This is a genomic window from Micromonospora sp. WMMD1155, assembly GCF_029581275.1.
Classification (GTDB): domain Bacteria; phylum Actinomycetota; class Actinomycetes; order Mycobacteriales; family Micromonosporaceae; genus Micromonospora.
Window position 1 is genome coordinate 5,149,869 of the sequence record NZ_CP120742.1, and the last position, 15,409, is coordinate 5,165,277.

Consider the following 15,409-nt stretch of genomic DNA (forward strand, 5'->3'; position numbering starts at 1 on the left):
TCGCTGAACCAGATACCGGAGACCTCGCTACATCTCGAACACCGACACGCGAAGATCCTCACCCAACAACTCAAGCCCTGGCACGGACTTCGACACAGGCCCTAAGGGAGTACCGTCGCGAGTCCGGTGCCCTGCTGGGCACGATTGCCGTCGGTCTGGCTATCAACATCGTGACGGCGCGAACGGACAGCTGGCGTGGGCCGCGGCGGTTTGTCCTTGACTACGCCTACCTGTGGCTTCCGCTCTGCGTCGTCCTGTGGCTCGGCTGGCGTTTCTTTGTCCATCGCCGGACAGCGGTCACGTGGCGTGGGGCGGAAAGCCCGTACCCCGGCCTCGCGCCGTTCACGGCGGAGCGCGCGGGTGTCTTCTTTGGCCGCGACCGCGAAGCAAGGGACGTACTACACCGACTGGAGCGCTCCGGGCCGGCGCCGCCGACCCGGATCGTCACGATCGTCGGCCCGTCGGGAGTGGGTAAATCCTCGCTGATCCGCGCGGGGTTCTCGCTCGACTACCGCGGCGGTGGACCGTGGTGGGTCCGCTACGTCCGGCCGCTGACCCGTTTATGAGCCTCGCCGCGGCTTTAGCGGATGGCCCGGAGGCTGTGCTGGAGGCGGCGCGACTGCTGCGCGAAGAAGCAGCCTCTCCGGAAGCCCCACCCCAGGTTGTGCCAAGCTTCCTCGTCGCAGCCCGCGGCCCTGTACTGCTCGTTGTCGATCAGGCCGAAGATCTGTACACGATGACCGGTGAGCATGACCGGGCCCAGTGGTGGACCTTGCTTACCCGAACGCTGGCGGTGCTGCCGGAGCTGCGCATGCTGGTGGCGGTCCGGCCCGAGTTCCGCCGCCGGCTCACCGATCAGCAGGCCGGCTTCATCTCCCGGCCGGTGGCCATCGGTCTGCTGGATCCGGCCCGCATCCGACAGGCCATCGCGGGGCCTGCCCGAGCTGCAGGACTCACGTTCGAGGACGACCTCATCGACCGCATGACCGCCGACGCCACGGTCGGTGACGCGCTTCCCCTGCTCAGCCACCTGCTGCAACGCCTGCACCTGCAGTCCGATCGCCAACACATCACGGTGGCTCAGTACGAACAGGCGGGGGAGGTGGGTGGCGCCATCGCAGCTCACGCGGAGCAGATCTACGAATCTCTCACCGAGCGGTACCCCCAGCGCGCCGTCGACTCTGCTCTGCTGCGCGGCATCGTTATGGAAGGTAAGGAAACCGTACGAAAAACGATCCAACGATCCGACCTCGATACCACCGCAGCGAGCATCCTCGAGGAGTTCAGGGCAGCCCGTCTGATCATCGACGTCGAGGACGGTACCTGCCTCGAATTGACCCACGACGCCCTGTTCCGCCAGTGGCGACGACTCGCGTCTCTGATCAGCACCAGCGAGGAGCGCCTGCGCCGCATCACCCGGCTCGAGCATCGCGCGACAGCCTGGCAAGCGGACCCACACACAGACGACCTCTTGCGCGGCCGAACGCTCGCCGATGCTCTCGCGCTCGCAGCCGAGGTGCCCCTCTCCACCACAGCCCGACGCCTGCTCGACGCCTCCCAAGCGTTCGATCACCAGGACCGCGTCCGACAGTCCGAGCGGATCGCCGAGTTGGCGCAACAGGTGCGACGGCAGGACCCCGAACTGGCCGTGGCACTGGCCCACACCGCGCTAAACGAGTTGCCACCCACCCCGGCAGCGACGATTACGCGCTGGGCCCTGACCGCCAGGTCGCGAATACAGCACCTCACCATCGGGCACACCACCAGCGTCACCTCCGCGGTCTGGTTGCCAGACAGTGGGGCCTTGCGCACCGCCGACAAGACGGGGCGCGTTTGCACCTGGGACGATGCGGGTCGCCTTAACGGAGTCGCCTTCGCCGTTGACATGAAAGCGTGCGGGCACACCCTGCTGAATGCCAGCGGCGCCCTCGCCCTCACCGAGCATGATCGAGGCGCCATGCTGTGGCGCGTCGCAGACGGCCGCAACCTGGGCAGCCGAAAGGGAAGTCTTCCAGTGTCGTTCGACTCATTCTCGTGGTACGACGATGTCCGCTTCGCGGGACAGTTCGACTACCGAACCGTCGACGTCTACCGCTTGAACGATGAAGTCCCACAGTTTGTCACCAGCATCCCGGCCACACACGTTCGCGCCACCGCATGGTCTCCGCAGGGTGACCGGCTGGCCATCGCCTCAGACGACCTGCTGCTCGTGGTCAGCATCGACGAGCACGCGTCGGAGGTCCTGCGACAACAGGTAGCGTGGTCGCGCCCGGTGCTGTGCTGGGCACCCGACGGCATCCGACTCGCCGTCTCAGCCGATCCGGCATTCACAATGCGCCGCACCGACATCCTCGCACCGAAGGCCCGCACGCTGTGGATCTACGACACCGACACCGGCCAAGCCGCCGAAAGTGCACCACCCGGCATGACCGAAGCCATGGCATGGTCACCCGTCGAGGACGTCATCGCTTGCTCCGTGCGTCGAACACGCCACCGTGACCGCGTGGCGTTGATCGACGTCGGCACCGGCCGGACAGTTGAGCGGCGGGCACGCCCTCACCAGATCAGCGCGATCGCCTGGTCCTCCGACGGCAAGCGAATAGGCTTAGGAACCTCATTTCACTATGTCGAGATCTGGGACGTCACCGGACGAAGCTTTCGCCGCCTGCCCACCGGAAGCCTGCAGAGAATCTCGTGGTCTCCGGACCTCAAACGAGCCGCTGTAAGGCGGCTCGGAACGATGCCAGAGATCATCGAAGCGGGCAAGGTTACGCCGGCGCTGAGGCTCGGAGACGATGATTGCCTGTCAATCGCTTCTCGCCACTAGGTGATCTGGTCGCCACCGGGATGCAAGAGCAGGTCACGGTGTGGGACGCGCGATCCGGTGCCCTCCGGGTGCAGTGGGGCGCTCGCCCCCGAAAAACTCCGAAACACAAGCCGACGTTGGTGCCGCTTCCGTGGGTTTATGGACTCGCCTGGTCCGGCGACGGCTCACGGCTGGCTGTCCATACGCATTGCTTCTTCGACAGAACCCGACCCGCCCTCTCGGTGTGGGACGTGGCCAGAGCGCAGCGCCTAGCAGTTCTCGACGGAGGCGAAGACAGCACCGGAACGATTGCCTGGTCCCCGGACTCAAGCCTCATAGCCGCAATCGCCGGCGAACACAACGTGAGCTTGTGGCGAGCAGACGACTACACCCTCGTTCACCAATGGCGAACCGAAGGGCCCGACGAGGTAGCAGCCCTGGCCTGGTCGGATGACTCCACAAGCCTCGCCGCCTCCGTCGGCAACCACGTCGAGATCTGGGACGTAGCGCAGGAGCAAGTCGGGTCACGCTGTCTCGGCCATACGGGCAACGTCGGACACCTCAGCTGGGCAACCGACGGGCAACGCCTCGCAACCATCAGCGATGACTACATGCTCTACATCTGGCGCGCTCAAGAGGGACGGCCGCTCGGCGTACTTGTCATACCTCGTGGGGTAGTGCGCAGCCTGTCATGGCAAGACGCCCTCATCGTCACCTACGACGACGGCACGATAATGAGTTGGGAAGCATGCGCTGACCCCGCGTCGACTTTGGACGGAGGCAGTGAACCTCGTGCGCTCAGCGTTGACGAACGCGCACGATACGGCCTGCCGTCGCCCATCGACTGAACGGTCAGCAGGAATAAAAGCGGAATTGGAACTTGTCAGCTACACGTACATCTCGGTCAATCGACGACGGAGTGAGCGGGTCCCTGAAGCTTCGGTCCTATACGTCCAGAGTCGTGAGCTGGTAGGCTAAATGCATGAACACCCACGCTAAGCGTGGATGCTCTAAATATGTGTTCAGCTCCCCCCTCGGACACCACTTCTCGTGGATATCCACGCGAGATCAACTCCCCTCGCGTGGGGACGAGAACCGGTACGTTGCATCTGTGCACGCAGCCGCCGGGTGTGGCTTCTTCCTGCGCTGACACCGCTGTGTCCGCCCTGGCGGGGGCCTAGGTGAGTCCCGGCCGACCGCGTCCCCGCCAGCCCGACGAACAGCTCGTCGAGGCCCTCGTGGACCTCATCGCGCGCGAGCTGAACGCGGACGTCGCTGTCCAGGTCGAAGAGGCCCTTGAATACCAAGCGCGTGGCACGGTCTGGACCCGATGAGGCACTGACCTGGGCCGAGTGCCGGCCTCATATCGCTCTGGTGTTGAGTCTGGGTGTTGATGCGGTTGGGGGTGTCTCGGTCGCGTTGGACTTGAAATTTCTCGCTTCGCTGCCGCCGGTTCGATCAGCGGCGGCGCAGAACGATCACGTTGTCGGTCACCTCGGCGGACTCGCCGTTCGGGCCGGTCGCGGTGCGGGTGCGGGCCTCGCAGGTGATGGTCTGCCAGTGGGACGGATTCAGCGCCAGGTCGGCCAGGGTCTCCTCCGGTGTCGGGAACGTGGCTTGTCGGTCCCATGACCACGGTGTCACGGATGCGTGATCGGCGATCAGGAGCGTGCCGCCGAGGTTGATCCGCGCCGCAAGGTCGTGCAGGATCCGGGCACGGGGAAACTCGAAGAGCGAGTGCAGGTAATGGGCGGTGATCAGATCCCAGGTGCCTTCTGGGAGGCTGACTGACAGGTCGTGGCGCTCGGTGCGTACCCGGGCTGTCAGCTCTTGCTCGGCGGCCTGGGCCGCGACGCGCTGCAGCGCCGCGTTCGCGATGTCGACCGCGATGACCTGCCAGCCCTGGTGGGCGAGCCAGAGGGTGTCGCCTCCCGGCCCGCACCCTAGGTCGAGCGCGGTGCCGGGGGTCAGGTCCGCGGCGACGGCGGCCAGCACCGGGTTCACCCGAGGGATCCACGCACTGCCGAGCAGTTGCTGGTGGAGCCCTTGCCAGAATTGCTCGGGGGTCTGGTCCAGCGAAGGGCGTTCGATGTTCGTCACCCTGAGAGAATGTGCTGGCGCTGGTCGTGAGACAAAGATATTTGCCGGATCAGCAAAGGGTTCGGTCGGCGGTCAGCATGGTCCGGTCGCGGCCTGACGCAGGACGGCGAGCCATCCGTGCTCAGGTCAACAGGGTGCGCCAGTAAAACCAGAACTGCTCACCGATGAGCGCCACGATGACGACGTACCAGGCGGTGAGGACGACCGTGTGGTATCGGAGCAGAGCCGCCCCTCGCGAGGCGAACATCTGTTCCTGATGGACGTTGTGCAGGGTGACGTACCAGAAGATGGCGATGGTGACGATCCAGACCACCATGCAGTACGGACACAGCGCGCCGATGCGGTACAGGCTCTGAAAGATCAGCCAGTGCACGAAGCCCACGCCGAACGTCGCACCGAGCTGCAGACCGAGCCAGAACCAACGCGGTAGTCGGGCGCCGGCCAGGACCGCTACCCCGATGGTGGTCACCACGCTGAACCCGACGATGCCGATCAGCGGGTTGGGGAAGCCGAAAGCGGCCGCCTGCGGTGTGGCCATCACCGAGCCGCAGGACAGGATCGGGTTGATGCTGCAACTGGGTCGATAGCTCGGATCGGTCAGCAGGTTGATCTTCTCGATGGTGAGGGTCAGCGCTGCGGCGGCGCCGATAGCACCGCCGACCGCCAGCACCCAGCCGATGATCCGCGCGGCGAACGGCTCCGCCGGATCTGGCCGGACGACCACTGCTTCGGCGGTGGTCGTGAGCTGCCGACTCATCCGGCAAGGGCAGCGTCGACGGCGGCCTTGAGCCCGGCGTACGTGGGCTGGCCATCGAAGCGCTGGCCGTTGACGAAGAACGACGGGGTGCTCTGCACGCCGGCGGCGGTGCCGTCGCTCTGGTCGTCACGGATGCGGGCCGCAGTCGCCTGGCTGTCCCGGTCGGCGCGGAACTTCGCCAGGTCCAAGCCGAGCTGCTGCGCGTAGCCCTCGAAAATCGCCGACTGGTCCTGCTGCTGGCCGCCCCAGGTGGACTGGGTCTCGAACAGCTTGACGTACATCTGCTCGAACTTGTCCTGTCGGGCTGCGGCCTCGGCGGCGCGGGCGGCGTTCTGTGCGTTGGCGTGCTGGGACAGCGGGAAGTTCCGGACCACGTAGGTGATCTTGCCCGCGTACTCCTGGCGGAGTTTTTCCACGCCGGGGAACGCCTGCCCGCAGGACGGGCACTCGAAATCGAGGAACTCGACCATGGTGACCTTGCCGTCCCCGGCGGTGGTGAGCCGGTGGCTGTCTGCCCTCACCACCCGGTCGCCAGCTGCCTGCTGAGCTTTGTCACTGCTGTTCTGCACGTAGACGAAGAGCCCGGCGAGGCCGACGAGCACGATCGCCAACAGCCCGAAAGTGATCCTGCTGTTGGTGCTCACGCGTGGGGCGCGCATCGCCTTGGCGGCCTTGTCGGCTGCCTTCCGGCTGCCGGCCGGTCCGGAACCGCCGGCCCGGCCGCCAGCGGCGGTCGGCCTGTTGGTGCGGCTGCGTTTCTTGGACATCCGTGCGTCCTCCACCCAGGTCTTCGTCACGCTGGCCTTGTTTGACGGGCAGGTGCTCAATCGTTGGTCGTTCCAGACCCTGCTGGAGTTCCGGTTCGTCGACACCCGGTCAGATTCGGATCGTCGTGGACAGGGTCGGCAGGGTGCCAGACGTCGCGTCGAGCGCGAACGACAGCCGCCAGGTGTGCCCGGGGGTGAGGGCCACATGGCCGATCGCGGTATGAGCGGTCAGTGCCAGAACCTCGACATCAGCCCGCAACCCGGGAGCGGCGGTGTCCTGAGCGGTGGCCGCCCAGCCGTGGATCTCGTCGGTCGGGTCACCGCCATTGGTCCAACAGAGGTGCAGCAGGGTATTAGCCGCCTCGCCCTGTAGCCATGCGCGCAAGGTGTGGCCGTCACCGCTGATCAGCACCGATTGCCGCTGGGGGCAGAAGGAACGGTCGCGGGCGGCCCGAGCGGTTACCGCCGGCGCGGTCACCGCAGCGAGCAGCGTCGCCGTGAGGGTGGTCACCGCAAGCACGCCCGGCCATCGCCGGTGCCGGCGCGGTCCATCGAGCGCGCTGGGACGCTCGTGGGCACGAGGCGCGCAGCTGAGGACATGCCCAAGGTTCTGCACCGTCCCGGTGGTGCCGTCGGCGGGTTGGTGACTCAGCCGCAGACCCGGGCCACGTCGCCGTCCGTGCCGGCGTGCCGCTGCGGCCACCGTGGTCGCTGGTGCGGCCACCCGCCGCCGACAACCCGCCGGTTGCCGAGGGTCGGGGTGGCAGAGGGCAGGGCCGGTCGAGGCCTGGTCCGGCTCCGCGCGCTCGCCGGGGGACGACGCCACCTCGGGTTCCTCGCCGGAGGTGTGCCCAGGTAGCCGGGGCGCGGGCCGGAAAGCTCTCAGGAGCAGGCAGACCGTCACGGCCAGACCCACCGACAGGATGTGTACCCCCGTCATGCGTTACCTCTCGCCGCAGCCTCGGCACGGCATGCGCCCGCCGCTGGTGGGATAGTCGCGTTGGCGACCCCGCTGGTTCCCGAGAACAGACGCGCAGACGGTCGAGGGAAGGGTTCGGCGGACGGGCGGCCGAACCCCGTCAGTGCCTCAACTACCGGCTGGCGTCGTGGAGATGGGTGTCGCGGCAGTCCGGTGGCGTCGGGACACCGCGCCAGCGACGACGTCGATGACGAGGAACGCGAGCAGCGTGAGACCGAACAACGGGAGCGCCCAACCAATCGCCGCGGTCACCGGTACACCGATCAGCAGCGCCCAGAGTGGCAGGCGTCGGGCACCTCCACGGGCCGGTGGGGTGCCGGCGAGAGCGCGCCGGTCGGCGCGGGTGGGGCGGCGCTGCCACCACATGCGGTAGCCCCAGACGATGACGCAGAGCAGGCCGAGGGCGAGCGCGGCGAGCAGGATCTGGTTGACCGGTCCGAAGAGGATGCCCATGTGCGCCTGGATGCCCAGGCCGCTGAGCTTGGCCAGCAGGGGCCAGTCGGCGAAATCGCTGCGAGCGGTGACCTGCCCGCCGGAGGGGTCGACGGCGACGCGGTCCTTGGCGACCGGCCAGGTGTTGTCGACCTGTGTGACGGTCCAGGCCGAGCCCGGCTCCACCGCCGGAGCGATCTCCACCGGACCGGCCAGACCGGCCGTACGGGCGGCCGCCGCGACGCGGTCGAAGGCAGCCGACTCGACCACGCCGCCTGCCCCGGCCGGACCGTGCTCGTGGCCGCCCCCGCTCTCAGCCGGAACGGCGGGCTCGGCGGTGAGGCTGGTCGAGATCTCCGGTGCGCGTGCGCTGAGCGCGTCGAGGCCCGCGCCGAAGTTCGCCCCGGCGTAGCGGGACCAGGTCAGCCCGGTGGCCGAGAGGAAGAGCAGGCCGACGGTGAGCCAGATGCCGGTGGTGGCGTGCCAACCTCGCGTGCGGCGGACGCCTTTCCCGGCGGCCAGGTCCGGCACGAGCAGGTGCCGCGCGGTCGCGCGGTTGGCGCTGCGGCGACGCCACCAAAGGATGACCCCGCCGAGCGCGAGCACCCAGAGCCAACTCGCGGCCAGTTCGGAGTAGTGCCGGCCCACCACGCCCAGGTGCAGGTTACGGTGCAGGTCGTCGAGCCAGGTCGTGGCCGGGGTGGAGCCGAACCAGGTGGTCAGTTGGCCCTGGACCTGCGCGGTGTACGGGTCGACGTAGACGGTGTGCTGCTTCTCGCCGAGTTCCGGCAGGGAGAACGTCACCCGGGTGCTCTGGTCGCCGTCGCCGGGCTGTACGGAGGCGACACTGCCGTCGGGGTGGGCGTTTCGCGCGGCTCCGACCTGGTCGGCCAGTGGTAGCGGACGGTCACCCACCTGCGCGACGGTCAACTGGTCGCTGTAGAGGATCTTGTCCAACTGTGGGGTGGTGGTGTAAGCCAGCCCGGTCAGTGCGGCGACCACCAGGAACGGGGCGACGAGAATGCCGGCGTAGAAGTGCAGCCGGAGCAGCAGCGCACCGATCGGTGACGCGCGCCGGGTCGGGCGGGCCGGTGTGTCGTCGGTCGTGGTGGGTTTCGGCGTCGGTGAGCCGGACAACGCGGTGAGAGACATGTTCTTCCGATCGAAATTTGGCATGTAACACCCACCTGCGGGTGTTACTCCTGCTGGCGTGGTTGCCCCGGTGGGTCGTCGTGTCAGCTCCGGCCCGGGAGGTAGTCGGCCGCACAGCCCCGATGGTTCCCAGGGTTGTGGCTGACCACGATGGGTGTCGGAGTCAGCGTTGCTCGGGCCCGCCCAAACGCGGTGGGTCACTGCTGGCTTGCCCGGCCGCGGCGAGGAACGCGTTGTAGCGGGCGAGGTCGTCCTCCTCGCCGGTGGCGTCGGCCCGGTCGGCCGCCCGGTCGAGGCGGGCCTGTTCGCGTTGGTCGGCGCGGATCCACTGGCGAATCAGAACGATCATCACGACGACGGCGGGTAACTCTCCGAAGGCCCAGGCGATGCCGGCGCCGAGCTTCTGGTCGGTCAGCAGCGACGACGCCCAGGTGGGGTGCACGGCGATGTACCAGTCGGGGGCGATGACGGTGGTGGTCTGCATGAGGACCAGGCCGAAGAAACCGTGCGCCATCATCGACGCCAGGTGGATGACCACCAGCAGCGGATGGGGGAGGCGTCGGCGGCCGGGGTCGACGCCGATGAGCACCCAGAACAGCAGGTAGCCGGCGACCACGAAATGGGTGAGCATCGCCAGGTGTCCGAGGTGGGAGCGCATCAGGACGCCGAGCAGGTCGCTGAAGTAGAGGCCGAACAGGCTTGCGGTGTAGATGCCGAGCGCGACGAGCGGGTGCGTGAGCAGTTTCGTGACGCGGCTGTGCACCAGGATCAGCAGCCACTCCCGGGCACCGCGTACCTGCGGATCGTTTGGTCGGCGCAGGGCGCGCAGGGCGAGGGTGACCGGTGCGCCGCCGACCAGCAGGATCGGCACCAGCATGGACAGCACCATGTGCTGGGCCATGTGCGCGCTGAACAGCACGTAGGCGTAACGGGCGACGCCGAGGTTGGTGACCGCCGCCAGCAGCAGCATCCCGGCCACCCAGCTTGCCGTGCGGGCGACCGGCCAACCGTGCCCTGCGGCATGCATGCGTCGCACGCCGATCAGATATCCACCGATGCCGAGGACGCACAGGGTCAGGAAGAACATGTCCGGTAGCGGCTGCCCGAGCAGGTTGCCCGCAGTGGGTGCGGCGGGCATCGGGAACCCGAGCAGTTCGGTGATCGGATCGGCGTCGACGCCGGAGGTGGCTACCGGGGTGGGACTGCGCGACAGCGCCACCGCCAACCCCACGGTCGCGGCGAACACGATCAGTTCCCCGGCGGCCAGTCGACCGAACGCCCAGCGCCTTCCGGCCCGCAGCGCGGGGAGGGTACGCGAGCGGTGTGCCGCGCCGAGCGCGCCGAGGATCAGCAGGGCGGCGAGCTTGCCGAGGACCAGCCAGCCGTAGCGGGACTGCCAGAGCTGCTCCACAGCGCCGAGACGGACGGCGGCGTTAGCTGCTCCGCTCACCGTGACGGCGACGAAGCAACCCAGCGCGAGGCGGCTGTACCGGACGGCGGCGTCGGTCAGCAGTCGGCTGCGCCGCACCATCAACAGGGCGGCGAGCCCGCCGACCCACACCGTGGCGGCGAGGATGTGCAGAGCCAGGCTGGTCACCGCGATCTGATGGTTTCCCGCCCCGGCGGCGTGACCGGTGAAAGCCGGAGGGAGCACCGCCACCAGCGCCAGGATCGTGACCGTCGCGGCGAGCCCTCGGGACACCCCGGCGCGCGCCAGCAGCGCCACGGTCAGCGCCAGCCCGGCCTGCAGCAGCAGCGACTGCCCTTGGGCGATCGTGGTGGCGAAGCTGACGACCGTCGCGGGCTTGAGTGTTTCCAGAGGTTGGCCCAGCAGGTCGGAGACCGTCAGCACCATCAGCGTCAGCGCGGCGATCGCCCACCCCAGCGCGGCCAGGCTCGCTCGCCGCAGAAGCAGGTAACCGTGGGGCGAGACACTGCGTCCGTCGCCGGGCAGTAGGAACGCGGCGGTCACCAGCATGCCGACGGTGCCGGTGGCGAGGCCGTCGCAGAGCAGCCGGATGAACGGAAGCGCCAAGGTCGTGGCTGGTCCCGCGTCCGGCAGGCCGGGTATCGCGGCGGTGAGGGCACCGCCGACCCGGAGACCGAGCAGCAGCACAGCGACCCCGGACGCGCAGATGGCGGCGATGCTCCACCAGCCGAACGCGGCGGATCCGACGCGGTAAGCATTGGATCGGGACGGTCCGGCGGGGACGGCGGCCGACCCCGCTGACGTCGCGACGGTGGTCTGGGCGTTACCGCGATCGTCGGCGGCGGACGGCCGGGAATCGGTGTGGGACACGTGTGGACCTTGACCTGTGAAGTGATGAAGTGACGCGCCCCCGGAAGAGCGGTCCGGTCACTGACGCCTCGCCCGCCGCCACAGCAACCCGGCGCCCACGACGACGAGGACGGCGAGTACGGCGCCGGCGACGAGGATGCCGACATTCGGGCCGCCGCCGGGTTCTACCGAGGAAGCCGCGGGCGCAGCGTCGGTCGGCGTGCTGACGATCGGCGCGGCGCTGGAATTCGGGTCGGCCACGGTGAACGGGTACGACCCCTGCACCGGGTGCCCGTCGGTGGAGACCACCCGGTAGGCGACGGTATACGTGCCATTGGGTAACGCCCCGGTGAGCTGGACCGACCCCTTGGCACCGCCGACGACCGGGTCGCCGGTGGGGATCTTCCGTTTGGCGGCGTCGGTGAGCACGATGGTGGTGAACGTCGGGTCGAGCCGCTCAACGAATTCGAGCACGATCTCGGTCGGCGCGCTGGCCAACGTCGACTCCTGGACCGGCGCTGCCGACCGCAGCGTGTTGTGCGCCCACGCCGGGCTGGCCGGAATCAGCAGTGCCACGACGAGGGCGAGCACCGCTGCGCCGAGCCGGACAACGGTGGGCCGGAACGACGGTGCGGTCACGACGGAACTCCAGTCGGCGCGTTTCATCCGAGCACCTGCTCCCCAACCCATCCTCCTGGTTGGCAGCCGGGTGGGATGGCGAAGACCGCCGACCCGATCGGGGTGGTCCATTCGTTGAGCAGGTCCCGCTCGGCCAGCCGGCGTTGGATCGGCAGGAACTGTCGGGCGATGTCGGCCTGGTACGAGGTGAAGATCAGGCCGGCGTCGGCGTGGCCTTCACTGTTCGGGATCCCGTCGTAGTTGTAGGGCCGACGCAGGATTTTCAGCCGGTCGTCGGTGACGTGGGCGCGGGTCAGGTGGGAGAAGTCGGGGATGACGGTGAGACCGTGCTCGTCGGTCGCGGCGAAGTCGGGCTCGTCGTGCTCGGCGACGCCGGTCAGGGGTGCGCCGGTGTCGAGCCGCCGGCCGACGGCGAGTTCCCGGTCGTTGCGGCCGAGCAGGTCCCAGGTCTCCATGTTCATGCTGATCCGGCGTACGACGAGTGTGGTGCTGTCGCGCAGCCACGCGGGCCCGTCCGGCACCCAGACGGCGGAGTCCATCGGCATCCCGGGTCGGGGGTTGGCGGTGCCGTCGAGCTGACCGAACAGGTTGCGTTGGGTGTGGCCGCCCGGCTCGACGCCGGGGCTGCGCCGGAAGCCCTGCTGCACCCACCGGACGGTGGCGAACGGTCGGCTGTCCTTGATCAGGACCCGTTGGGCGTGGGCGACGCTGACCGGGTCGTCGGCGCAGATCTGCAGCAGCAGGTCGCCGCCGGTCCAGGCCGGTTGGAGCCGATCGACGCGGAACGGCGGCAGGTCGGCCACCGAGGCCGGCCTACGGTCGTCGACGCCTCCGGCCCGGTAGAGGCCGGACCCGAAGCCGAAGGTCACGGTCAGCCGGGCGGGCAGCAGCCCGAGTTCAGCCTCGGTGTCGGCGAGGGCCGGCTTGCCCTGGGTGAGGCGGGCGGCGTCGTCGGTGAGCAGCCGCAGCAACCGGCCCAGCGCGGCCCGGTCCGTGCCGGGGCGCAGCGTGAATGCGACGAACGCCGCGTGGGCCTGCGGTTCGGTGGTCACGCCGGCCTGCCGGACGCCGTGGAACGGCTCGACCAGCGCGCCGACGCTCGCCACCGGCGTGGTGTCGGCGGCGGCCGGTGGCTGCCCGCTGTCGGTGCGGGTAGCGGCGATGGCCGCACCCCCGGCGAGGGCTCCTCCGGCGGCCAGGGCCCCGCCGGTGAGCAGGCCGCGCCTGCTCACCGGCCGGGTGGGTGACGTGTCGGTCACGATGCCGGGCTCATGCTCATCTCCGGCGTGGCGCTCGTGCCGGGCATGGGCTGGCCGTGCCCGGGGGCGTAGCTCTCCTGCGCGCCGGTGAACGGTTTGGCCACCGCGGTGAACTGCTGGGTCTTACCGTCTGCGAATGTCAGGGTGAACGTCAACTCGTCGCCGGCCTGCACCGGCTTGGTGAGGTTCATCAGCATCAGGTGGTCACCGCCGGGCTCCAACGCGTGCGTGCTCTTCGCCTTGATCACGATGCCGCCCTGCTTGGCCTGCATGACCATCTTGCCGTCCTTCATGGTCATCTCGTGCAACTCCATCGGCGACACCGAGGTCGCGGCCCCGGTCACCGTGACATCCGTGTCGCCGTCGTTGACCAGGGTCCCGAAGGCCGCCGTCATCCCCTTGTCGGCCGCCTTCACCCACGGGTCACGGATCGTGACCACGCCGGAGGGGGCGCTCGCCGACACCGAGGGGCCCGACTCAGCGGCCGACGACGAGTCGGACGAACCGCACCCGGCGGCACCGAACGCCACGAGTGCAGCGACGGTGGGCAGGATGACGGCCGCGCGTCGGCGCGATCCGAAGGGACTGGTGGTGCGCATGAATTCATCCTCCGATGGTTGTTGCTGCTTCGTTGGTCGGTCGCCGCAGCCCGAAAGTTCCGGGCCGGCAAGTAATCGCCGTCACCCGCTCGTGGCCGCTGCGACGAACACCCCGGCGTAGTGGTGGCGAGTTCGGGCAGGTCAGGCCGCTGGCCGGTCGCGGACCTGTGCGGTGCCCGGATGCGGTGGTGCCAGTCGCAGCCCTGGCGGGCTGGCCGGTGGCTCGTCGCCGGCGGCGAGGTGCCAGGCGGGGCGATCGGTCCGGCCCTGCGTCGGCGGCCCGTCAAGGCGCCGCCTGGTCCGCGACAACGCGACGACGATCAGATACCCGGCGAGCAGGAAGCCGTGGCTGACCAGCCGAGAGGGCTCTACCCGACCGGTCATCAGGTCATTGACCGAGAGCAGCAACAGGGTGCCGACGAAGGCACTCAGTGTCGGCAACAGCCCGGTGGGGGGCGTACGCCGGGCCGCCACGAAGAGGAAGCCGGCGCCGACGGCGATGTTCCAGGCGGCGGCCTCATGCCACAGGTGCCCAGAGCCCAGGGTGCCGATCGGGTCGTGAGCGTGCGTGGCGGACGGGCCGCGACCGATCTGCGCCAAGCCCAGCACCAGCTGAAGAGCGCCGATGAGAGCAAGCCCGGCCCGCAGGGCCAGCACGAGGCGGTATCGCTCTCGTCGAGGGGTGGGAAGTGTGGCCAGGATGACGTGGCTGAGGTCGGGCACGGGCGCGCTCAGCCTGACGCGAGTGCGCCGGGTCACCGCCGCGGCTTGGTCGTACCACCGACGGCAGGCCGCGCAACCGTCGAGATGAGCCTCCGCCCGGGCTTGTTCGGCGGGGGTCTCCTCGCCGTCCAACTGCGCCGACAGGATCTCACGCCACTGCTCGCACCCCATGTACCGGTAGTCGGTCGAGTGGGGGCCCTGGTTCCCAGGACAATCGGCGATGTGGCGTCGTCGCGCTGGTTGCTGTCAGCTGGCGGCCCTGCCCTGCTGTCGCCGCACCGGCAGAGGGTTCGCGTTGACCGCGACGACCAGGTCCTCCCGGGCGCGGGCCACCCGGGAGCGGATGGTGCCGACCGGGCACCCGCACACCTCGGCGGTCTCGGCGTAGGACAGGCCGAGGATCTGGGTCGCCACGAACGCTTCGCGTCGGTCCGGCGCCAACGAGGACAGGAGATCATCGAGCACGACCGCACCGTCGAAGGTGCTGCCCCGCACGTCCGCGGCGTCGTGCCAGTCCAGCAGGTGGGTGGTGCGCGGACGCCTCGTCACCGCGCGGATGTGATCTACCGTGACCTTGCGGGCGATACCGAGCAGCCAGGTCCGTGCCGACGAGCGCGCGGCGAATGACGGCAACGAGCGCATCGCCCGCAGATACGTCTCCTGGGTCAGGTCGTCGGCCTCGGCAGGGCTGACCAGGTTGGCGACGAACCGCCAGACGTGCTGCTGCGTTGCCCGGACGAAGCGGGTGGCCGCTTCCTGGTCGCCCCGGCCCGCCGCGAGAGCCCAGGCGGTGATCTCCGCGTCGTCATCGATCACCTGGTACCTCCGGTTCCCGGTTGTGCCGGCGTGCTGAAAATCACGACCCGATCAGGGGTTGACGACGTTGTCGTAGGTTCCGGATGAGCCTACGTCACCGCT

Annotated in this window: 14 protein-coding genes; 3 read left to right on the top strand and 11 right to left on the bottom strand. The window is 68.9% G+C overall.

The genetic code is table 11. From position 1 onward, the window contains the following. Positions 1–170: 170 nt before the first annotated feature. The 3 genes from O7617_RS23660 to O7617_RS23670 are packed head-to-tail and all read left to right on the top strand — an operon-like array spanning position 171 to position 3,654. Positions 171–566 (top strand): AAA family ATPase, encoded by a 396-nt coding sequence (locus O7617_RS23660; RefSeq protein WP_282258219.1) that lies wholly within the window; start codon positions 171–173, stop codon positions 564–566. After that, a complete protein-coding gene (locus O7617_RS23665; RefSeq protein ID WP_348774150.1) occupies positions 530–2,827 on the top strand; it encodes an NACHT domain-containing protein in 2,298 nt (765 codons plus the stop codon). Before O7617_RS23660 ends, O7617_RS23665 begins: the two co-directional genes overlap by 37 nt. A 20-nt stretch (positions 2,828–2,847) precedes the next feature. After that, positions 2,848–3,654, top strand: coding sequence for a hypothetical protein (locus tag O7617_RS23670; RefSeq protein ID WP_282264852.1), 807 nt, complete (start codon positions 2,848–2,850; stop codon positions 3,652–3,654). A 610-nt stretch (positions 3,655–4,264) separates the two neighbouring features. Here the strand turns inward: O7617_RS23670 and O7617_RS23675 are convergent. From O7617_RS23675 to O7617_RS23725, 11 genes are all read right to left on the bottom strand, one after another. Beyond that, positions 4,265–4,801, bottom strand: a complete 537-nt coding sequence (locus O7617_RS23675) for a class I SAM-dependent methyltransferase (RefSeq protein ID WP_282258222.1) — start codon at positions 4,799–4,801, stop codon at positions 4,265–4,267. A gap of 226 nt (positions 4,802–5,027) precedes the next feature. After that, positions 5,028–5,663, bottom strand: a complete 636-nt coding sequence (locus O7617_RS23680) for a vitamin K epoxide reductase family protein (RefSeq protein WP_282258224.1) — start codon at positions 5,661–5,663, stop codon at positions 5,028–5,030. Then, a complete protein-coding gene (locus O7617_RS23685) occupies positions 5,660–6,430 on the bottom strand; it encodes a thioredoxin domain-containing protein (protein ID WP_282258226.1) in 771 nt (256 codons plus the stop codon). The genes O7617_RS23680 and O7617_RS23685 overlap by 4 nt, the downstream gene beginning before the upstream one ends. Positions 6,431–6,539: 109 nt before the next feature. Beyond that, positions 6,540–7,046 (bottom strand): hypothetical protein, encoded by a 507-nt coding sequence (locus O7617_RS23690; protein WP_282258227.1) that lies wholly within the window; start codon positions 7,044–7,046, stop codon positions 6,540–6,542. A 471-nt stretch (positions 7,047–7,517) separates the two neighbouring features. Next, a complete protein-coding gene (locus O7617_RS23695) occupies positions 7,518–8,993 on the bottom strand; it encodes a PepSY domain-containing protein (RefSeq protein ID WP_282264853.1) in 1,476 nt (491 codons plus the stop codon). Positions 8,994–9,156: 163 nt separating this feature from the next. Next, positions 9,157–11,292 carry a cytochrome c oxidase assembly protein gene (locus tag O7617_RS23700; protein WP_282258228.1) on the bottom strand — a complete coding sequence of 712 codons (2,136 nt, stop codon included), beginning with the start codon at positions 11,290–11,292 and terminating at the stop codon, positions 9,157–9,159. 57 nt (positions 11,293–11,349) lie between these two features. After that, positions 11,350–11,937 carry a copper resistance CopC family protein gene (locus O7617_RS23705; protein ID WP_282258229.1) on the bottom strand — a complete coding sequence of 196 codons (588 nt, stop codon included), beginning with the start codon at positions 11,935–11,937 and terminating at the stop codon, positions 11,350–11,352. Continuing rightward, entirely contained in the window at positions 11,934–13,169 is a 1,236-nt protein-coding gene (locus tag O7617_RS23710; RefSeq protein WP_282258230.1) for a Dyp-type peroxidase, read from the bottom strand. Before O7617_RS23710 ends, O7617_RS23705 begins: the two co-directional genes overlap by 4 nt. Continuing rightward, positions 13,166–13,768: a copper chaperone PCu(A)C gene (locus tag O7617_RS23715; RefSeq protein ID WP_282258231.1), complete on the bottom strand. Its 603-nt coding sequence runs from the start codon at positions 13,766–13,768 to the stop codon at positions 13,166–13,168. The genes O7617_RS23710 and O7617_RS23715 overlap by 4 nt, the downstream gene beginning before the upstream one ends. A 141-nt stretch (positions 13,769–13,909) precedes the next feature. Beyond that, positions 13,910–14,662 carry a zf-HC2 domain-containing protein gene (locus O7617_RS23720; RefSeq protein ID WP_282258232.1) on the bottom strand — a complete coding sequence of 251 codons (753 nt, stop codon included), beginning with the start codon at positions 14,660–14,662 and terminating at the stop codon, positions 13,910–13,912. Positions 14,663–14,737: 75 nt separating this feature from the next. Beyond that, positions 14,738–15,304 (bottom strand): sigma-70 family RNA polymerase sigma factor, encoded by a 567-nt coding sequence (locus tag O7617_RS23725; protein ID WP_282264854.1) that lies wholly within the window; start codon positions 15,302–15,304, stop codon positions 14,738–14,740. Positions 15,305–15,409: the final 105 nt, after the last annotated feature.

Excerpts from the sequence above, each read along its gene's own strand:
- O7617_RS23670 (WP_282264852.1), top strand. The coding sequence starts at position 2,848 with ATGCAAGAGCAGGTCACGGTGTGGGACGCGCGATCCGGTGCCCTCCGG.
- O7617_RS23680 (WP_282258224.1), bottom strand. The coding sequence starts at position 5,663 with ATGAGTCGGCAGCTCACGACCACCGCCGAAGCAGTGGTCGTCCGGCCA.
- O7617_RS23685 (WP_282258226.1), bottom strand. The coding sequence starts at position 6,430 with ATGTCCAAGAAACGCAGCCGCACCAACAGGCCGACCGCCGCTGGCGGC.
- O7617_RS23695 (WP_282264853.1), bottom strand. The coding sequence starts at position 8,993 with ATGTCTCTCACCGCGTTGTCCGGCTCACCGACGCCGAAACCCACCACG.
- O7617_RS23705 (WP_282258229.1), bottom strand. The coding sequence starts at position 11,937 with ATGAAACGCGCCGACTGGAGTTCCGTCGTGACCGCACCGTCGTTCCGG.
- O7617_RS23715 (WP_282258231.1), bottom strand. The coding sequence starts at position 13,768 with ATGCGCACCACCAGTCCCTTCGGATCGCGCCGACGCGCGGCCGTCATC.
- O7617_RS23720 (WP_282258232.1), bottom strand. The coding sequence starts at position 14,662 with ATGGGGTGCGAGCAGTGGCGTGAGATCCTGTCGGCGCAGTTGGACGGC.